Raw genomic sequence first — 17,399 nt, 5'->3', positions numbered from 1 at the left:
CACTTGTCAAAGGTCAAAAAAAGCGATCGAAATGCCATAATCAAGTGGTGAAATGACAAATACATCAGTTGACTTTGATCACATTTGAACTTATGAAACATCTAACGCTTATCAAATTTTCTTAAAATGCAAGGTTAACCCAAACAAACAACCCGGCAACTAGTATCTCTGCAACACTCGACACAATAAACTAAACACAAAAATCAAGCCACCATCAAAAAAAGACCAGTCCACAAATACTTGTAGATGGCCAAGATTTAATCGGATAGTGATCGAGCTACATATTCAATCGCTGTTTCATTTCTTTGACAAAAGAGCGACTGACAGGCATTTTATCTCCATTTGTCAGTGTGATTTGGTATGTATGGTTGAACCATGGTTCGACTTCTGAAACCGCGTTTACATTTACAACCATACTGCGGTGAATCTGCATGAATTGTTCAGGTGCCAACCGGGTCAATAACCAGCTCAACGTTTGGTGTGCGCCAATCCGTTGTGTTGCGGTAATAATGACTAATTCTCCATTTTCGACGAATCCCGCAAGTATATCGCGTTGCTTCAATACCCGTGTCTTTTCATCTTCGGTGATCGATATCACTGCATTTGCCATCGGTGTGGGCGTGAGGTTTGTTTCTCGCTGGTCAACACTGCGCGTCTGCAAGGCCGTTGCAGCTTTAGCAAGTGCTTGGTCGATTCGTCGTTGCTCAAACGGTTTTAATACATAATCAATCGCATCAATATTAAATGCCCGAACCGCATACTGATCATAGGCAGTTGCAAAAACAACTAACGGTGGCGTCGCTAATTGGTGTAACTTATCAGCTAAATCAAAGCCATTTTCGTTGCTCAATGAAATGTCTAGAAAGACTAGATCCATTGGCATTGCAACTAACTGTGTGATTGCTGCACTAATGGAGTCCGCTTGTTGTACTTTCGTCACCACTTGATTTTGAGTTAACAAATATTCCAACTCATCACGTGCTAATGGTTCATCATCAACGATGAGCACTTTCATCACCAACAACCTCCTTTTCCGGAATGGTCAAACTCACACGAGTACCGGTCATACCAGTCTCAAAATGTAAACGACTCATTTGACCATAAAGTCCTGTTAGTCGAGCGTTCAAATTTTCCAAAGCGGTTCCGCTTCCCTTGGCAGATTTAACAATTTGATGACCAAGTTGCGGCAATACCTCGGCATCAATTCCTAAGCCATTATCGATCACTTCGACCTGCAGTGCCGCTGACACTTGGCGGACGTTAACCCACACTTGATTGCCATACCTTCGATCACCAAACGCATGTCGCAACGCATTTTCCACTAGAACTTGAATTGTGAAAGGTGGCAGCATGACTGTATCTTTAACCGAAGTATTAAAATGAATCTGATACTTATCAGGAAAACGCGTTTGCTCAAGTGACAAATAGGCTTCAACATGCTCACGTTCCTGCTGAAGCGTAATTTCTGTCTCGCGTACCCCCTGTAAATTAGTTCGAAAATAAGTCGACAACTGTAACAATAATTGCCGTGCCTTATCCGCGTTCGTTCGCATTAACGCCGAAATTGTATTAATCGCATTAAAGAAAAAGTGCGGATTAACTTGTGCCTGCAAAGACTTAATCTCCGCATCTTTGACTAGTTTAGATTGTTCTTCAGCCATTCCCAATGCCAACTGACTGGAGAAAATTGACGCCAAACCTTTCGCCAACTGTTCTTCAACGGGAGTTAAATTTTTAGCATTGGTAAAGTACATTTTTAACGTCCCCACGACCTGTTGCTGAACGATCAGTGGAATAACTACCGCTGCCGCTAATGGACAATCCGCATGTGGGCAACCAATTTCCACTTTGCTATGAGCAATTCTCATTTCACCAGTTGCTAATACTGTTTTTGATAGACTGGTCATCACTTCTTTTTCCGGAATATGATGATCACTTCCTGCGCCAACATGGGCCAACACATCGACGGAGTCGGTAATTCCAATGGCATCAAAATTCGTATAATTTCGAATAATTGTTGCGGCTTGCTGCGCGTTGGCCTCATTCAATCCAGAACTAAAGAAGGGTAACGTTCGGTCAGCCAGCTCCAACACATCGTGCGTTTGTACGGCCCGTAGTTGTTCTTCTTGATGCAAATAGGCCGAGATGACTGACATAAAGATCGACGTCCCAACACTATTTAGAATCATCATCGGGAAGAAGATCAGACGGACCAATGCAAATCCAGCATGACTAAACCCAAAGATGAATAGCATCTGGACCGCCTCCATTGAAAGGCCAAGTAATGCTGACATCGCTGTGCTGGGATACTGGTTTCGATCTGCATTTCGTTGACCAACAAGACCAGATAATATGCCCACCAGCAGTGAACTGGAAATGTAGAATAAATCAGAACCATTTCCTTGGATCACACGATGAACCCCTGCAATTAGGCCAACAATTCCCCCTACAACTGGTCCACCGACTAAGCCAGAGACGGTGATCGCCAATGTCCGAGTGTTAGCAATGGAGTCGGTCGCAGGTAATCCAGTCAACCAAGTACTGGAGATAAGTGTATTGTGGGCGGTAATTTCCACGCCAGTTAAATTAGAAATAATGGCAAATAACGCAAAAATAATAATTAAGATCCCTTTAGCCGGCCACGTATCTCGATCTTTTAGTAACTGGCGAAAGTAGCGAACATTGACGAGCATAAAGGCCAAGATAATGATTAGGCCAACGCGCTGCATCATTAGTAAAAATAAAGTCAGCATGGTTACATTCCTTTCGCAGATGTACACCTATTATACGCATGGTGATCGCATCCCCGAAAGTCAAATGTGTTTAAATAGCTACCTAATCATCACTAAATGACGCTTGTTCTTGGCCAGGAATGGATGAGTAAAGAAGGTTCATGTTCTGATTTAACTGCGGTTTGCGTAAAGTTTAAGCGGATACAATTCTAAAAAAGGAAAATAGTTCTACTAGTGCCAGATCAAACCTTCGCACAATTAATTTTAAACGGTCAAGATGCCTAATTAATGATTATTTATGTAAGCCTCTACACAACTGACAAGATAATCGCAAACTAACATCGTATGTGACAGCGGTGGTCAGTAACCAGTTTGTTTCACAGTTTAATCAACAACTTCGCTTTTACTAGGACGGAATCACACATAGCTTCGGAATATGAGTGAATTAATCAAAAAGTCGATCAACATGCCTGTGACGTTCAGGCTGATCGACAGTAAACAACACTACAAAAGATTAACCTGATCCTAATACCAATTTTATTTTCCGCCTAAATGTTGGCATCACCTCGTTCATACGCTTGCGGGCATCTCCTGAAACCCTTATATTAAACGAGGATGTCGTATTTTTAATTCCATAATCACCATAAAATAAGTAAGGAGCTGCTCATATGTCGTTAGCCTCGCCCAAACGGCCTGCCAGTGTTCAGGCGTTGTTCACCAAATTGGCACCACGCTATGATCGCATGAATAATATTATTTCACTTGGTCAGCACAAAAAATGGCGACAACGCGCCATGGCAATAACACATATTCTACCAGGCGATCTGGCCTTAGACCTTTGTTGTGGTACAGGTGACTGGACGATTGCGTTAGCCAATTGTGTTGGGGCTAAGGGTCATATCGTCGGCGTAGACTTCAGTGGCGCCATGGTTAGCATCGCACGCCAAAAAATCGCGGTCCAAGATTTGACTGATCAAGCGACCGTCATCGTCGGCGATGCGTTGCACTTACCATTTCCAAACGATACCTTCGCCGTCGTCACGATTGGCTTTGGCTTACGCAATTTAGCTGATCGGGCGGCCGGCCTTTCCGAAATTTTACGCGTATTGCAACCAGGCGGTCAGCTGATTTGTTTAGAGAGTTCCCAACCAACTGCGCCAATCATTCGCCCCCTTTGGCATTGGTACTTTAGTCGAATTATGCCGTGGCTTGGACAAGTGTTTGCTCATGCTCATGATGAATATGATTATTTACAACGTACAACGGCCGCTTTCCCTAGTTACCAAGCTTTATCAGACTCTTTTGAAACGGCAGGGTTTACTAAAGTGACCTTTCAACGGTTTACTTTCGGCGCGGCTGCCTGCCACACTGGATTCAAGTCAATAGCAGCCCCCGTTTACAGCCATTAAAAATTCGCGTACACTAACACCAAATCACGTTAGGAAAGTCAGGGATTCATTGTGTCGGAAGAACGCTATTACCAGCCCAAAGACAGTAAAGATGCGATGCGCTACATTGAGCGGCTCTTTAATCGCTACAAAGATGCGCCGATAACCCAAGCATTGGTCGACTATAATCACAATTTAGCGGCTTCATTACGCGATGACATTGCTACTGCCGCAGTTAACGAAGGTGCTCCTAACCGACACGACACTGCCCTCTCGATGGCCAATGAAATGGATCGTTGGGCCCGTGTGCGCGCTGCGGGGCAACCCTATCATGGACGACTACGCCATTTTAGGTTTGAAGGTGAGGCCGCATCACTAAGGTTCAAAGCGAACCAACTGAAAAATCACCAGACCGGTTCATTGCGTACCACGCGCCATTAAACTTGGCTCTTAGTGTTGGTGTTTAAATGACACTAACAAATAAAGATCCCTATCTTCAAACTGTGATGACTTTTGCCAAATCGGCAGGCGCCAGCGCAGGCAAAAAGATAGGGATCTTTTTTAGTTTATTCGTTGTTCAACCCAACTTAATTAAACAACAACTTGGTCACTAATTTAAAACTCCTCACCGTCGTATGAATCTGATGATGATTCATATGCTTGAGTAAAATTTCATGATAATTTGGGATACGTCCGGCGGTCAAATAACGTAATGACTGAGCCTGAACGATCGGTACCGCGTTATCCGTGTCTTCGCCATCTGTTGAACCGTAAACATTATCGATTTGGGCATTACGATTGGCCAACAAATGCGGTGCGTCCGCCATCGATTGCCGATAAATCCGTGTAGGACGTTTCGGTTTACCATTACTAAATAAGTCTTTGGCATGATTAGCGCCTTCATCTACTGGAGTTCCCAGCAGTACCATTCGATTTAACCGAGGTAAACGCGTGTCATTTCCATAACGAATCAACTGACTGACCAAAGCGCTCCCACCCCAAGAATGGCCCACGGCATTATATTGTGTCATCCCGTAGCGGTGTTTTAGCAGGATTAAAATCTGGTTGAGCCATTTGACCTGTGGTTGATAAGTGTTCGCCAAATTACGGGAGAAGGTCACTTGAATAAGTGGATTGACGTCAGTCGCCTTTAAGCGACCATACACATGGATATGTCCCAACCAATCAACATTGATCCGCATTACTTTCCCAGCGGTGTGCTGTTCTTGCATATATCCAATCATTTGATTAAAGGAGTTCGCAGAGGTACCCCAACCAGGCATAAAAATGGTTGGGATGTGTGTTTGATGAACTGTCGCGCTCACCTTAGCGGCAGTCAAAGGCTCCGGTGCCACGCCAATACTCGTTACTTTTTTGAATAAGGTGAAGCTGGCACCTAAGACAAGAATTATCGCACCCGCAATGGTCCAAATGCGTCTATGCATAGCCTTTCCTCCCATAAATTAATCATTGTCACTGTACCCCTTTTGTCCACCGGTGACTAGCCGTGGTACCACCCTTTGGGAAATCTTTAGTTGGTTAACTTTTATAAGCATCAAAGTCAGACATTGTGACGCCGCACGCTTATACTGAGTTTGATCAACCTTATAAGGAGGAACGATAAAAATGGCAAATCCAATTTTAGCAATCGTCGGCGTTGGGCAGACAGGTTTGGCTCAAGGCCAGGCAAAACTATTTGCACAACACGGTTTTGATATCGCCCTAATTTCTCGTGATCAAACCGCTTTGAAAACGGCCACCGATGAATTGGCGGCTTTGAACATTAAAACCACAATTCTGACAGCTGACTTAACCAAATTAGACACAATTACAGCCGCCTTCGACCAGATTAAATCTCTCGGTCAATTACGTGCTGTTATTTTTAACGCCACTTATCGACCAGGAATCGCGCCATCTAAGATGACTGCCGATCTCGTTCAGACCGGACTCACGATTGGTGCTGTGGCACCGGTAGCCATTGTTCAAGCCGCCTTGCCGCAATTAACCGCCACCACTGAACCAACTGCGTTGTTATTCACTAATAGTATTGCTGGCGCCAAGCCGTCAACAAATGCTGCCCTGCAGGCCATGGAAAAAGCTGCCATGCGCAACTATGTGATTACTTTAAACGAAGACTTAACGAAAAAGCAGTCAACCGTTTATGCAGGAATGGTCACCATTAATACGTATATTCGCCATGGCAAAAAGGAAAATCAAGATCCAGACAATATCGCGCGAGCATACTACAAATTGTTTGAAGCGCGAAGCCCCGTTGAATTACCGTATCATGATTTAATTTCTGAATAGTCCACAATCAATGACTCAGAGTGAAGCCGGCCTGGTGATCCTGAGCATTAACTAGTCAGCAACGATTGGCGCCTTCTGCCGATTGTTGCTGACAGGTTAAGCACAAGGATCAGGCTGGTGCAGCTCGACAAAAAAACGTGTTTCTGCCACTAATGGAGAAACACGTTTTTATTAACGACTTTTATTTAAAACAAATCTAATTGGTGGTCATTAGGCCTGACTTCATCCACTATCGACTGAGCCTTTGCCAAAGGTTGCACGCCATCGTGTTTTCCCGTTGGATTGTCAGCACTCATGGCATCCATTGTTCGATTCAACAATTCATCCACAAATACATTCCCGCGGTTATCTGCGTGCCCTTTCGTCCATTCAAAACGGAGCTGTTTAAATTGGGGTAACACCTGGCTCATCGCTTGCCAAAGTGCTTGATTAGCCACGACTTCACCATTACTCTTGCGCCATCCACGCCGTTGCCAGCCTGCTAGCCATCGTTTGGTAATGGCATCTAACACATATTTTGAGTCAAGAACCGCTACAATTGATTCTTGTTGCTTGCCAGTTGCGACTAACGCACGTAACGCCGTCAATAAGCCAGTGAGCTCCATTTTATTGTTTGTGGCGCCAAATTCACCTTGCGAATCAAAATATCGATCTGTCGGCGTTTGAACTAGGTAGGCCCATGCAGCTGGATCACCATCTCTGACATGACCGCCAGCGACATTACCGGTATTTCGTGAACCACCGTCGGAATAAATGACAATTTCATCAGGCTGGGGACCTCGAACTCGGTTAATCCCTACATGACTAGTCGCTGCATTGGCCGATACTTGCGTTTGATATTTACCACCTGTATCTAACCATGCTTGGGCTTCTTGACGAGTTGGAAAACTCTTATACCGCGCCCCGGCTACACTGTCGACTTGTTGTTTAGCTTGCGACCAAGTGGTGTAAATCCCAGGAACCTTTCCCTTGGCAATTGCGTAAAACTTATGACCTGCCATGCTTAGCCTTCCTTCCCTTTGTCGGACTCCATGGTCTTCACCCACGCTCGCCATAGCTTTTGTTGTACCGTTGGCATTGCAAACTGCGCAAAGGCTGACGGTGCGATCACTTGACCTGGAAATAAGCTTAGATCAGGGTCTGCTGACAATGTTGCCTGAACCAATTTCAATTGCCATTTTTGATGCGTAAATGTGTGGCTGACACGACGACTAGGAACCGCCGAAAGGGTCACTTCAATCCCGGTATCGGCAGCAAACTCCTCTGCTGCCCGTTTGATTAAAATCTCTTCGTCAAGTTCACCTTGTTTTTCGTCATCTTGCACTAAATCTGCTTCCAATTGCAACGGAAAGGTCCACAATCCCGCTAACATCCCAGTTGAAGGACGCTGCGTGAATAAGTAGCCGGTTGGAGTCTGGATCACCAAGGCTAAATAAGCCATTGGCACCGGTCGTGGTTTTGCACTCCGAACCGGATAATTCAGCTCTTTCCCATCTAAGAAAGCTTGATTAAATGCGCGAACCGGCGAATGTTCACTATCCGGCTGCTTGGCCGTCATGTAGCTACTCCCAAGGTCCATAATCGCTTGATTGAAGTCACCCGGCCGTTTAGGATCAATAACTTCTCCAATAACCTGCTCAAACAATTGCCGCGTTTGTGGTTTTGTAATATCAGCGTCAATTTCCATCAGCCGACTAAACACGCGAAAAGCATTGCCATCGACCGCTGGTACTGGTTCTCCAAAGGCGATGCTGGCAATTGCGCCAGCCGTATACGGACCAATTCCAGTCAAGCTTTGCAATTCAACCGCCGTCGTTGGCCACTGACCATGACGCTCATTGACGATTTCTTGAGCGGCCCGCTGCAGATTACGCGCCCGCGAATAGTAGCCTAACCCAGCCCATGCACGCATCAATTGTTCAGTTGGCGCACTCGCCAATGCATCAACGGTTGGAAACATGGTCATAAAGCGTTGATAATATGGAATGACCGTTTGGACTTGCGTTTGTTGTAACATGATTTCGGAAACCCACACATGGTAGGGATCGTGGTCCTTACGCCAAGGTAGAACCCGACCAGCTTCATCGTACCAAGATAGTAATGTTTTGCGAAATGCGGTTATTTTAGTTGGCGACCAATGTTCCACGTAAAGAGCCTCCCTGAATTCAGTGCTGTTATCGTAGCATATTCTGGTCCGCCACCTTTGTTTTATTACATAAGATTAAACAAACCTTTGTACCCCTGAGTAAGATCGCGGATTTGGGGCAAAAGCCAAAGATAAACACCATGTCCAAGCCTAAATAGCCAAACCTGCGCCAACCTAATTACGTTGCGGGATCAAAATACTTAAACCTTGTTTGCGTAATGAAAATGACAATGGAATCCAGGCGTTGGTGGTTCGCCGAACTGACTTGCCCGTGGCAATTCGCGCCATTTGCATTTCATAATAGCTCAACCCAATCATTGAACCAATTTTACCATCAAGACTTTTAATCCCAGTGGATAAGAAGTCTAAATCAATCGACTGAAATTGACCAGATCGAATCTGCATCGGCAAGTCTGGCACTAATGCCAAAACCCGGGCCGTCCCCACCATTTCAGTTGCGCCATCGGCCACAGCCGCGTTCATCCCCGCTGCTGTTTTAAAACCGCCAGTCACCGCAATTGGTGTTGCAATTTGAGCCTTGACCTTTGCCGCGTAGTTAACGAAAAAGGCGCCGCCAGTTGTCTTTATCATTTCAGGATTTTCATAGTTTCCACCGGAAATTTCAATTAAATCGACCCCTAGTTCAGACAATTGTTTAATTACCGTCAATGAATCTGCTTCACTAAAGCCATCCTCACTGAAATCAGTTGAATTAATCTTGACCCCAATGGAAAAATCATCGCCAACGGCTTCACGCATTCCCTCATAAATTTCGACTAAAATCCGCATCCGATTAGTGAGATTACCCCCATATTCATCAGAACGACGATTGTCATGAGGAGACAAAAATTGATTCAGCAAATACCCATGTGCGGCATGAATTTCCACGCCATTGAAGCCGGCCTTTTTAACGATTTCTGCAGATCTGACAAATTTACGAACGATCTCGTGAATTTCATTGATAGTCAACTCACGTGGATCATTAAATGCAAAGCTATTAGCGCCCGCCATTGGTACTGCACTGGGAGCTACGGGGTGCTGACTCACATTACGCGGCGACTGCTTGCCAGGATGATTTAATTGAACCCAAATTTGCGCGCCATTTTGTTGACCTGCTTCAGCCCAGGTGCGTAACCAGCCTAGATTACTTTCGTCTTCAATCACAACATTTCCGACCTCACCAAGGGCGTTTGAATCGATCATTACATTACCGGTGATGAGTAAGCCTGTTCCACCCTCCGCCCAATGCCGATATAAATTGATCAGCTGTTGGGTAGGACGATGCGATTTATCACCCATTACCTCGCTCATCGCTGGCTTCAAAAAACGATTTTTAATTACTTCACCACTAGCTAGTGTCAACGGTGCAAATAAAGTTGATGTCGTCATAAATCGATCTCCATTCATTTTTTAATTGTAGGTTTAAACAAATGAACGTATAGGCTTAAAAAACAGACAACGATTGACGTTGCCTAAATGAGCTTTCTTTATGTTCGTTTGTTTAAACTAAGTAAAACACACTAACTTTTAGTTTGCAAGTTCCTCTTCCTTCGAAATGGCGACTCGCCCTCATGCTTTCTTCAAATTAAATTTATCGTAGACCAGTCACACACCTAACGAATCGCGATTAGCTCATTATATTTATCACCTTTCTCACAGCACCATCGTTGACGATAATAATTTTTCATTAACCACCGTCACCGCGTGCTGAATCTGATTTTGATAATGATGTTCCTGTTCAAAAACGAGTAAGTCATAGGAAAATTCATTGCAGTATACGTCAGTGGCGATCGAACCTAAGTTGTTGCCTCGCTGAATGCTAACTTTAATTTGTTTGACGCCTAAAGCTTGAGCGATGTCGGCCAAATCAGTGCCAAAGTGCGACGCCTCAGCCATTAAATTAGTCACGTAATTTGGCGTTAATGCATCAAAGATGCTAATTTCATCGTCGTCCACCCAGACGATAATGCCAAGTGTCGCTTGATTCGCTAATGCCGTTTGGAGCGCATAATCAAACCCGTCGACGTTCTGCGTTTTGGCATTAACGACAGTTGCAACAAGGTCAAAGCGAGTCGTATCGATTAATTGCATCCAAATCACTTCCTTTTCGTGAATATTGTTTCTTTTGGAAACTTTCATGAGTATAGCACCCATTGTTTCTCAAAGAAACATTTTGCGTTAAAATAAACCCACACATCGATTTTGCTTTTAATCGACTATCTATCCTACTCATAAAGGAGAACTAATGGCACAAGATCAATCAAAGAGCCAGGAATTAAATGATCTTTATTCCCAATTAATTAGCTTTGAAACCGCGCGTCAACCATTTGACCAGCGTTTCAAACAAGTCATCGATATGCACAGAGCTCATGGTCATCATGGTGATTTCCCCTTTGATTCCCACGACATGCATAACTGGCAACATTGGTCGGAGCATTTTAATCACCACTTCCGGGAACCAGTCCGCAATGTCTTAAGCACGATTCAAAAAAATCCTGGCATCAACGCTCGAACGATTAGCGGTAAATTGAATCTTCTGCCAGGTACTTTATCTAAATATTTAAAAGCGCTTATTGGCCGACATCTCGTCAAGGAAGAAACCAACCCTGACAACCGGCGGGAAAAGTTTTATTACTTGACCGATAATGGCGAATGGTTGCTTGCCTTAGTTCAAGGCGCCCAATCCGATGACCAACAAGCCAAAATAGCGGTCTTCGATGAATTCAATGGCGATGAACAAGCTGTCATCATCCGCTTTCTATTGGCGATGCGCCATCGTAATGACGACTAAAAAAACCGGCTGATGATGATCATCAGCCGGTTTAATCAACCTAATTAGCCCTGAAATAACGGCGTGGATAAGTATCGTTCACCATTATCGGCCGCTAAAGCCAAGACTTTTTTACCCTTAGGCAACGTCTTGGCTTTTTCAATCGCCGCCCAAACAGCTGCACCACCAGAGAAGCCTAGCAAGATGCCTTCCTGGCGTCCAATAGCTCGAGCAGTAGCAACTGCATCTTCGCCAGTGACATCTGTCACACTATCGTAAATTTTAGTATCCAAAACATCCGGGACAAAGCCTGTCCCAATCCCCTGAATGGGGTGCTTTCCAGGGTCACCACCATTTAGGACCGCCGAAGTCGCCGGTTCAACACCGATAATTTCAACATCAGCATTTGTCTCCCGCAAAAATTTTCCCGTTCCTGAAATAGTCCCACCGGTGCCAATCCCAGCGACAAAAGCATCAGGCGTTCCATCAAAATAATCGACAATTTCCGGACCAGTCGTTTCATAATGAGCTTGCGGATTCAGTTCATTAATGAATTGGCCTAAGCGAATATAGCCACCCTTTTTTAAGGTTTCATTAACTAGATTAATGGCGCCATTAATCCCTTCTGCGCCTGGTGTCTCAATTAATTCCGCACCATAAGCACGCATCAATTGTTTACGTTCCTCACTGGCTGTATCGGGCATGACGAGCACCGCATGATAGCCTTTGGCCGCAGCCACTGCAGCGATACCAATTCCAGTGTTCCCAGAAGTGGGCTCAATGATAGTTGTCTCAGGGGTCAACGAACCATCCTGTTCCGCGGACTCAATTAATTTTAAGGCGATCCGATCTTTAACGGAACCCGCCTCATTGAAGAATTCCAATTTGACGTAAACGTCAGCGGCATCTTCAGGTGTAGAACGTTGTAATTTTACAATCGGTGTATGGCCGATGTAATCTAAAATACTTTCTTTTTTAATCATAACGATGTACCTTCTTTCAATTCAGGTTGTTGGTCATAGATGTGGATCGCAGGAATTTGTTGCTGCCAGGGTCGAACAACATGCGCCGGATTGCCAGCAACAGTGGTTCCAGAAGCAACTTCTTTGAGAACCACGCTCCCTGCGCCAATTTTAGCTTGGCTGTGGACCGTAATTGGCCCAAGGATTAACGCGTTAGCGCCGATAAAGACGTGGTTGCCGATTTTGGGATGCCGGCGGCCGGTGATGGCATGGCGTGAACCGAGTGTAACGCCATGTAGTAGGGTCACATCATCACCAATAATTGCGGTTTCACCGATAACCACCCCCATCCCGTGGTCAATAAATAGACGACGACCAATAGTAGCGCCAGGATGGATATCAACACCAGTGTGATGGCGGGCCCAGTGGCTAAGTAACGCAGCCGTCAATCGATGGCCATGCTGCCAGAATTGATGAGCTACCCGGTATAAGACCGTCGCTTGATAGCCTGGGTAAGTTAAAATCACTTGCCATCGACTTTGCGCGACGGGATCTTCTTTGATGATCCGATCAATCGTGTCAAACACGCCTTTTCCTCCTCGTAGGTCAAATTAAAACGCATCCACTTCCGATAACTCAGTTGAGACCAAGTCAGGGAAGTGGATGCGTTGACACTGTCGCTTAAAATGCTATTGGTTGGCCGACTAGACCTCAACACAGCTAGCAGTGGTGACGGACAGATGACGTTTCCCAAAACTTAGTACACGATCGATAGCACTACAACAAGTTAAGTTCATCATCGTCCACACCTCTTTTTCCGTTATAAATTATCTGTTAGTGTACCGACTTCTTTTTTGTAAGTCAAGTAAAATCAGAGCGTGAGCTAGACCGGGTGAGCCTGATCACCACTATGGCCTTGAAGAACTGATACAATTTGACTAATGTTCACTTGAATATCCATTATCTCATGAAAATTCTGTCACGAAAGGCTGTGACCCATATATGGAAATTTTGTTTGCGGTTGGTATCTTAATTGTGGCGGTCATTGCCGCTGAAATTATTTATCAACAATTTTCCGCGATCCCCCTCGCATTTTATCAAATTGCTGCAGGTGTGCTGTTGTCTTTGACGACCTTGTACCACCACTATCAATTTGATCCTGAATTTTTCTTGTTGGCCATCATCGCGCCAATCATGTTCAATGATGCCCAAGAAACATCGCGCAAGACGCTTTCTCGTAATATCACAGATACGCTATCTTTAGCGATTATGCTGGTGGTTACGACCGTTTTAATCGTTGGTTTTGGCGTTCATTTAATTTATCCAGCATTAACCTTATCCTTGGCTTTCCTGTTAATTGCCATCGTGACCCCAACTGATGCGACAGCGGTCAGTTCAGTCACGCAAAACTTGCAACTGCCTACTGGACTGATGGATACCTTGAAAAATGAATCCTTGTTCAATGACGCTTCTGGGATTGTTGCTTTTGATTTAGCGCTAACCGCTTTTATGTCAGGCGATTTTTCTGTTAGCCACGGTGTCATCTTCTTTTTAGAAACGTTTTTCGGTGGTCTACTTGTCGGTGCTTTTCTTGGTTGGCTGGTCACGGCACTACGAATTGCGTTAATTCGTTGGAATATTGAAAGTGCCTCTATCGCGGTGCCAGTTCAATTATTGACCCCATTTATAATCTACTGGGCGGCTGAAGAATTCCATGTCTCCGGCATTCTGGCAGTTGTCGCGGCAGGCCTGATTCATGGGATTGAACGAGACAACCTGCGACTAACTTCTACTAAGATTCAGGTGGTCAGCACCAGTGTCTGGGGACTAGTAACCAGCCTGTTAAATGGTTTTGTTTTTGTGTTACTAGGCGTTAGTTTGCCAACCATTATTGATAACCTATTGGCAAAACATCAAGTTTCCATTTTAATTCTTACGGCCCTTGCCATCGGTATTTATATCTTAATGATGGGGATTCGTTTTCTCTGGATTCGTCAGTTCATCCGACTACCTTTCGGCAAGAGTGTTAATCTATCTGCCGCCCTTCTGAGTCTCAGTGGCGTCCATGGGACAGTAACGCTGGCGATGGCTTTTTCATTACCATTAACTTTGACAAATGGGACGACCTTTCCCATGCGCAACGAACTCATTTTTATCGCCGCCATTATCATCCTACTCAGTTTAATCGTCCCATTGTTCACCGTTCCATTTATCCTGCCAGTACAAGAGTCGGATGATCAAGACGACTTCGACACTGCCCATCATGCAATGATAGATTACGCTATTGCGTGGTTGAAGAATAACGCAACGGAATCAAACGCCCGGCATCAAGTCATTGAGACGCTTGCCTTTGAAAAGGGGTTACGGACACGTCCAGACCGTAAACAAGTAGACGCACTCTTCAAAATGGCGACACAAGCAGAGGTGACTGCAGTTAATAATCGGATTAGTAGCGGCGAACTAACCAACATCGAGCAGACCATCTATCAACGCTACGTTTTCATGTTGACAAGTCGGCAAGCAAGCCCTACTGGTCACACACGGATTGGTTTGCGGACAAAATTCATTTTGGCCAAATTGAGTCACCCACTCAAACACTATAAAATGCGGAAAAAGGCCCGCCAAATTTACAAACAAGCCGAACAGCAACGCAAATCTTCACAGCTGTCAACCAGCGATCAATTAGTGGCTGCTACCCGCACTAACGAGCAGCAGCCACTTAGCCAATCATTGATTTCAGCGGTAAATGAACAGCCTTTAGCAAGGTTAAACCAATCACGCCAAATTATGATTGACGTTGAGCAACTTGGGAATGAAGCAGTGATGACCTGGTTAAAGAATCAACAGGTAAGTTCTGATCAAGCAGCCGTGAATTTTGTTCGGGATACGTATATTAAACGAAGTCGGCGTTTCAAGCATGATGACGACAAAGCTGATGACGAGATGCTTAACGCGCTCTATCTAGCTGCCTTTCAGGCGGAATATCAATTTGTTCAAGATGCCTTAAGTCGTGATAAACTCTCAACCAGTTTGGCCAAAAGCTTACGCGAACAAGTTTCTTACGATCAAATGGTTTACATGCAAAATGACAATCTTTAACCACTTCAGGTTTCATCCAGATGAAATTGCTGCCGAAGTTTAACGACCATCTCATTGCTGAGGGTTTCACTGGTAAATCGTTGCATTGGCGTCCACTGATGACGATCTTTAAACGCCACAGGTTGCGTTGCTAAAACAGCGATTAATAAGTTGTTTTCTGTTAAAAATAACTGACCAAGTTGATTAAAATGACCGCGAGTATGTTTGCCTGTCCGCCAATCGTGAAGCTTTGAGCCTGTAGTAACCACATAATGGCCTGCGGAATCAGTCGTCACGGGAACGCCAGTGTAGCGGGTCACTTCATACTTTGCTTTCATAATTATCCCCCTAAAAACCTTCTGCGCTGATTTTACCACAGCCAGTTTATAATCAGACAAAATGTCAGAGACAGGAAAATATGCATTTACCCTGCAAAACGGCTACAATAAACGTGTAATCTTTTGTGAAAGAGGTGAATGCATATGGCACAAAACTTTCCAACTGGTCAAGAAGCCAACGAAGAACGGCGGACAGTGAACGTAGATGGCGTTGAAATTACGTTGTTTGTTCGTGATGACACGATTGTTAATAATTAATGCATAAAAAATGAGCTGCAGTCCTGTTAGGGATCGCAGCTCATTTTTTATGCATTCAGATCACACCATCGCTTTAATTAATTTATCAAAGACTCGGGTTGGCAAGACCGTGTGCATAAATACCGATACTTTAGCGCCATAACCGACTAAATAGCGTGGATGCGGATGTGGACTATTGGTGGCACGGGTGATGGCATTAGCGATGACCATTGGATCTGACAAGCGGTTAGAAGTATAGGTTTTTTGCATCTTGTCTGCCGCTTGATCGGCCATCTGCTCATAAACAGTGCCTTTGGATGAATCGCGTAAGTGATCGGCAGCGATCAAGCCCCAATTTGTTTTGATTCCGCCCGGTTCGATAATAACAACATCAATGCCAAACGGAGCGACCTCCATTCGCAAAGCGTCACTAAAGGCCTCGAGTGCATACTTCGTGGCATGGTACCAAGCACCCATGTAGGTCGTAATTCGGCCTGCCATTGAAGAAATATTAATGATCTTACCAGCATGTTGCGCTCGCATATGGGGTAAGACTAGCTGTACCAAGCGGGCCAAGCCGAAGATATTCACTTCAAATTGGTTCTTGGCTTCGGAAATTTTCACATTTTCAATGACACCATATGAACCATAGCCAGCGTTATTAACGAGTACGTCAATTCGGCCTGCTTGATCAATCACGCTTTGAACCATTTCAGCGATTGAGTCTTCGTCAGTAATATCTAGATAAACTGGAGTGACACCCAGCTGAGTCAAACCAGCCATTCGTTCAACGCGGCGTGCTGCACCAAAAACTCGATACCCTTGCTTAACTAATTTTTCAGCCGTCTGATAGCCGATACCACTACTGGCACCAGTGATTAATACAACTTTTTCTTGATCCATCGTAATGCTCCCTTCACTCAATAACAGTGTTATTGTCAGATGAATATTCGTTGGTTTAAACATCTGAACTAATATGCCAAAAACAAAACCGGTCTATTCAGTACCGGCCTTACTTGCAATATCCGCTTCTAAAGATGACGTTAGTTCCTTTAATAAATCTAACGCATTCCCCATATGAGCACTATAATAACGCTCCGTCCCCGTCTGGCTAACCGATAGAATTCCTGCATCACGCATGAGTTTCAAATGATGTGACACGGCGGGGCGAGAGAGTGATAGTCGATCCGTAATTTGGTTAACCGTCATGTGATCCGTCTTGCACAACATCACCAAGATTTGTTGGCGATTTTCATCCTGCAGCATCGTGAAGATGGGAGCACCTTCTTTAAAAATTTCTAGCGTTCTTTCTGCCATTTACTCATCCCTTCAATTAGTAAAATAATTTCTATAAACGTTCATGTTCTCAAACCATTTAACGATATTTGCTTAAATTTGTCAACAAATCTTCGTTGACATCAGGTCAAGAACGCGCTAAAAT

General features: G+C 44.6%; 17 protein-coding genes. 5 read left to right on the top strand and 12 right to left on the bottom strand.

Annotated elements, in window-relative coordinates:
* Positions 1-277: 277 nt before the first annotated feature.
* Together ACKTR2_RS04710 and ACKTR2_RS04705 are read right to left on the bottom strand one after the other, a co-directional pair.
* A complete protein-coding gene (locus ACKTR2_RS04710; protein ID WP_407883015.1) occupies positions 278-1,015 on the bottom strand; it encodes a LytTR family transcriptional regulator DNA-binding domain-containing protein in 738 nt (245 codons plus the stop codon).
* Positions 996-2,753 carry a LytS/YhcK type 5TM receptor domain-containing protein gene (locus ACKTR2_RS04705; RefSeq protein ID WP_407883013.1) on the bottom strand — a complete coding sequence of 586 codons (1,758 nt, stop codon included), beginning with the start codon at positions 2,751-2,753 and terminating at the stop codon, positions 996-998. The genes ACKTR2_RS04710 and ACKTR2_RS04705 overlap by 20 nt, the downstream gene beginning before the upstream one ends.
* A gap of 647 nt (positions 2,754-3,400) precedes the next feature.
* Here ACKTR2_RS04705 and ACKTR2_RS04700 point away from each other — a divergent pair.
* Positions 3,401-4,141, top strand: a complete 741-nt coding sequence (locus tag ACKTR2_RS04700; protein WP_407883011.1) for a demethylmenaquinone methyltransferase — start codon at positions 3,401-3,403, stop codon at positions 4,139-4,141.
* A gap of 51 nt (positions 4,142-4,192) precedes the next feature.
* Complete coding sequence (locus ACKTR2_RS04695) at positions 4,193-4,561, top strand: hypothetical protein (RefSeq protein ID WP_407883009.1); 369 nt, start codon at positions 4,193-4,195, stop codon at positions 4,559-4,561.
* Between the two features lie 146 nt (positions 4,562-4,707).
* Here ACKTR2_RS04695 and ACKTR2_RS04690 read toward each other — a convergent pair whose 3' ends face one another.
* On the bottom strand, positions 4,708-5,565 hold the full coding sequence (locus tag ACKTR2_RS04690) for an alpha/beta hydrolase (RefSeq protein ID WP_407883008.1): 858 nt from the start codon (positions 5,563-5,565) through the stop codon (positions 4,708-4,710).
* A 181-nt stretch (positions 5,566-5,746) separates the two neighbouring features.
* On the opposite strand from ACKTR2_RS04690, the gene ACKTR2_RS04685 reads away from it, so the two are divergent.
* On the top strand, positions 5,747-6,427 hold the full coding sequence (locus tag ACKTR2_RS04685; RefSeq protein WP_407883006.1) for an SDR family oxidoreductase: 681 nt from the start codon (positions 5,747-5,749) through the stop codon (positions 6,425-6,427).
* Between the two features lie 185 nt (positions 6,428-6,612).
* Here ACKTR2_RS04685 and ACKTR2_RS04680 read toward each other — a convergent pair whose 3' ends face one another.
* From ACKTR2_RS04680 to ACKTR2_RS04665, 4 genes are all read right to left on the bottom strand, one after another.
* The gene (locus tag ACKTR2_RS04680) at positions 6,613-7,428 is read right to left on the bottom strand and encodes a ribonuclease H family protein (protein WP_407883004.1); all 816 of its coding nucleotides are present in this window, start codon (positions 7,426-7,428) and stop codon (positions 6,613-6,615) included.
* A gap of 2 nt (positions 7,429-7,430) precedes the next feature.
* Complete coding sequence (mutY, locus tag ACKTR2_RS04675) at positions 7,431-8,573, bottom strand: A/G-specific adenine glycosylase (protein WP_407883002.1); 1,143 nt, start codon at positions 8,571-8,573, stop codon at positions 7,431-7,433.
* Between the two features lie 174 nt (positions 8,574-8,747).
* Positions 8,748-9,962, bottom strand: a complete 1,215-nt coding sequence (locus tag ACKTR2_RS04670; RefSeq protein WP_407883000.1) for an NADH:flavin oxidoreductase/NADH oxidase family protein — start codon at positions 9,960-9,962, stop codon at positions 8,748-8,750.
* A gap of 264 nt (positions 9,963-10,226) precedes the next feature.
* On the bottom strand, positions 10,227-10,664 hold the full coding sequence (locus ACKTR2_RS04665; RefSeq protein WP_407882999.1) for a hypothetical protein: 438 nt from the start codon (positions 10,662-10,664) through the stop codon (positions 10,227-10,229).
* 154 nt (positions 10,665-10,818) lie between these two features.
* On the opposite strand from ACKTR2_RS04665, the gene ACKTR2_RS04660 reads away from it, so the two are divergent.
* Positions 10,819-11,364 carry a MarR family winged helix-turn-helix transcriptional regulator gene (locus ACKTR2_RS04660; protein WP_407882997.1) on the top strand — a complete coding sequence of 182 codons (546 nt, stop codon included), beginning with the start codon at positions 10,819-10,821 and terminating at the stop codon, positions 11,362-11,364.
* Between the two features lie 44 nt (positions 11,365-11,408).
* Here the strand turns inward: ACKTR2_RS04660 and cysK are convergent, their stop codons facing one another.
* Positions 11,409-12,326, bottom strand: a complete 918-nt coding sequence (gene cysK / locus ACKTR2_RS04655) for a cysteine synthase A (RefSeq protein WP_407882995.1) — start codon at positions 12,324-12,326, stop codon at positions 11,409-11,411.
* Positions 12,323-12,892, bottom strand: a complete 570-nt coding sequence (gene cysE, locus ACKTR2_RS04650) for a serine O-acetyltransferase (protein ID WP_407882993.1) — start codon at positions 12,890-12,892, stop codon at positions 12,323-12,325. The genes cysK and cysE overlap by 4 nt, the downstream gene beginning before the upstream one ends.
* A gap of 415 nt (positions 12,893-13,307) precedes the next feature.
* On the opposite strand from cysE, the gene ACKTR2_RS04645 reads away from it, so the two are divergent.
* Positions 13,308-15,404 carry a cation:proton antiporter gene (locus ACKTR2_RS04645; RefSeq protein ID WP_407882991.1) on the top strand — a complete coding sequence of 699 codons (2,097 nt, stop codon included), beginning with the start codon at positions 13,308-13,310 and terminating at the stop codon, positions 15,402-15,404.
* A 5-nt stretch (positions 15,405-15,409) separates the two neighbouring features.
* Here the strand turns inward: ACKTR2_RS04645 and ACKTR2_RS04640 are convergent, their stop codons facing one another.
* From ACKTR2_RS04640 to ACKTR2_RS04630, 3 genes are all read right to left on the bottom strand, one after another.
* On the bottom strand, positions 15,410-15,721 hold the full coding sequence (locus ACKTR2_RS04640) for a DUF7671 family protein (protein ID WP_407882989.1): 312 nt from the start codon (positions 15,719-15,721) through the stop codon (positions 15,410-15,412).
* 318 nt (positions 15,722-16,039) lie between these two features.
* Positions 16,040-16,861: an oxidoreductase gene (locus ACKTR2_RS04635; protein ID WP_407882987.1), complete on the bottom strand. Its 822-nt coding sequence runs from the start codon at positions 16,859-16,861 to the stop codon at positions 16,040-16,042.
* A gap of 93 nt (positions 16,862-16,954) precedes the next feature.
* Positions 16,955-17,275, bottom strand: a complete 321-nt coding sequence (locus tag ACKTR2_RS04630; protein WP_407882985.1) for an ArsR/SmtB family transcription factor — start codon at positions 17,273-17,275, stop codon at positions 16,955-16,957.
* Between the last annotated feature and the right edge of the window lie 124 nt (positions 17,276-17,399).

It is taken from the genome of Furfurilactobacillus curtus (assembly GCF_045862785.1).
Taxonomy (GTDB): Bacteria; Bacillota; Bacilli; order Lactobacillales; family Lactobacillaceae; genus Furfurilactobacillus; species Furfurilactobacillus curtus.
The sequence above is the reverse complement of the archived record's forward strand: the minus strand, read 5'-3'. Positions and strand labels throughout refer to the sequence as shown.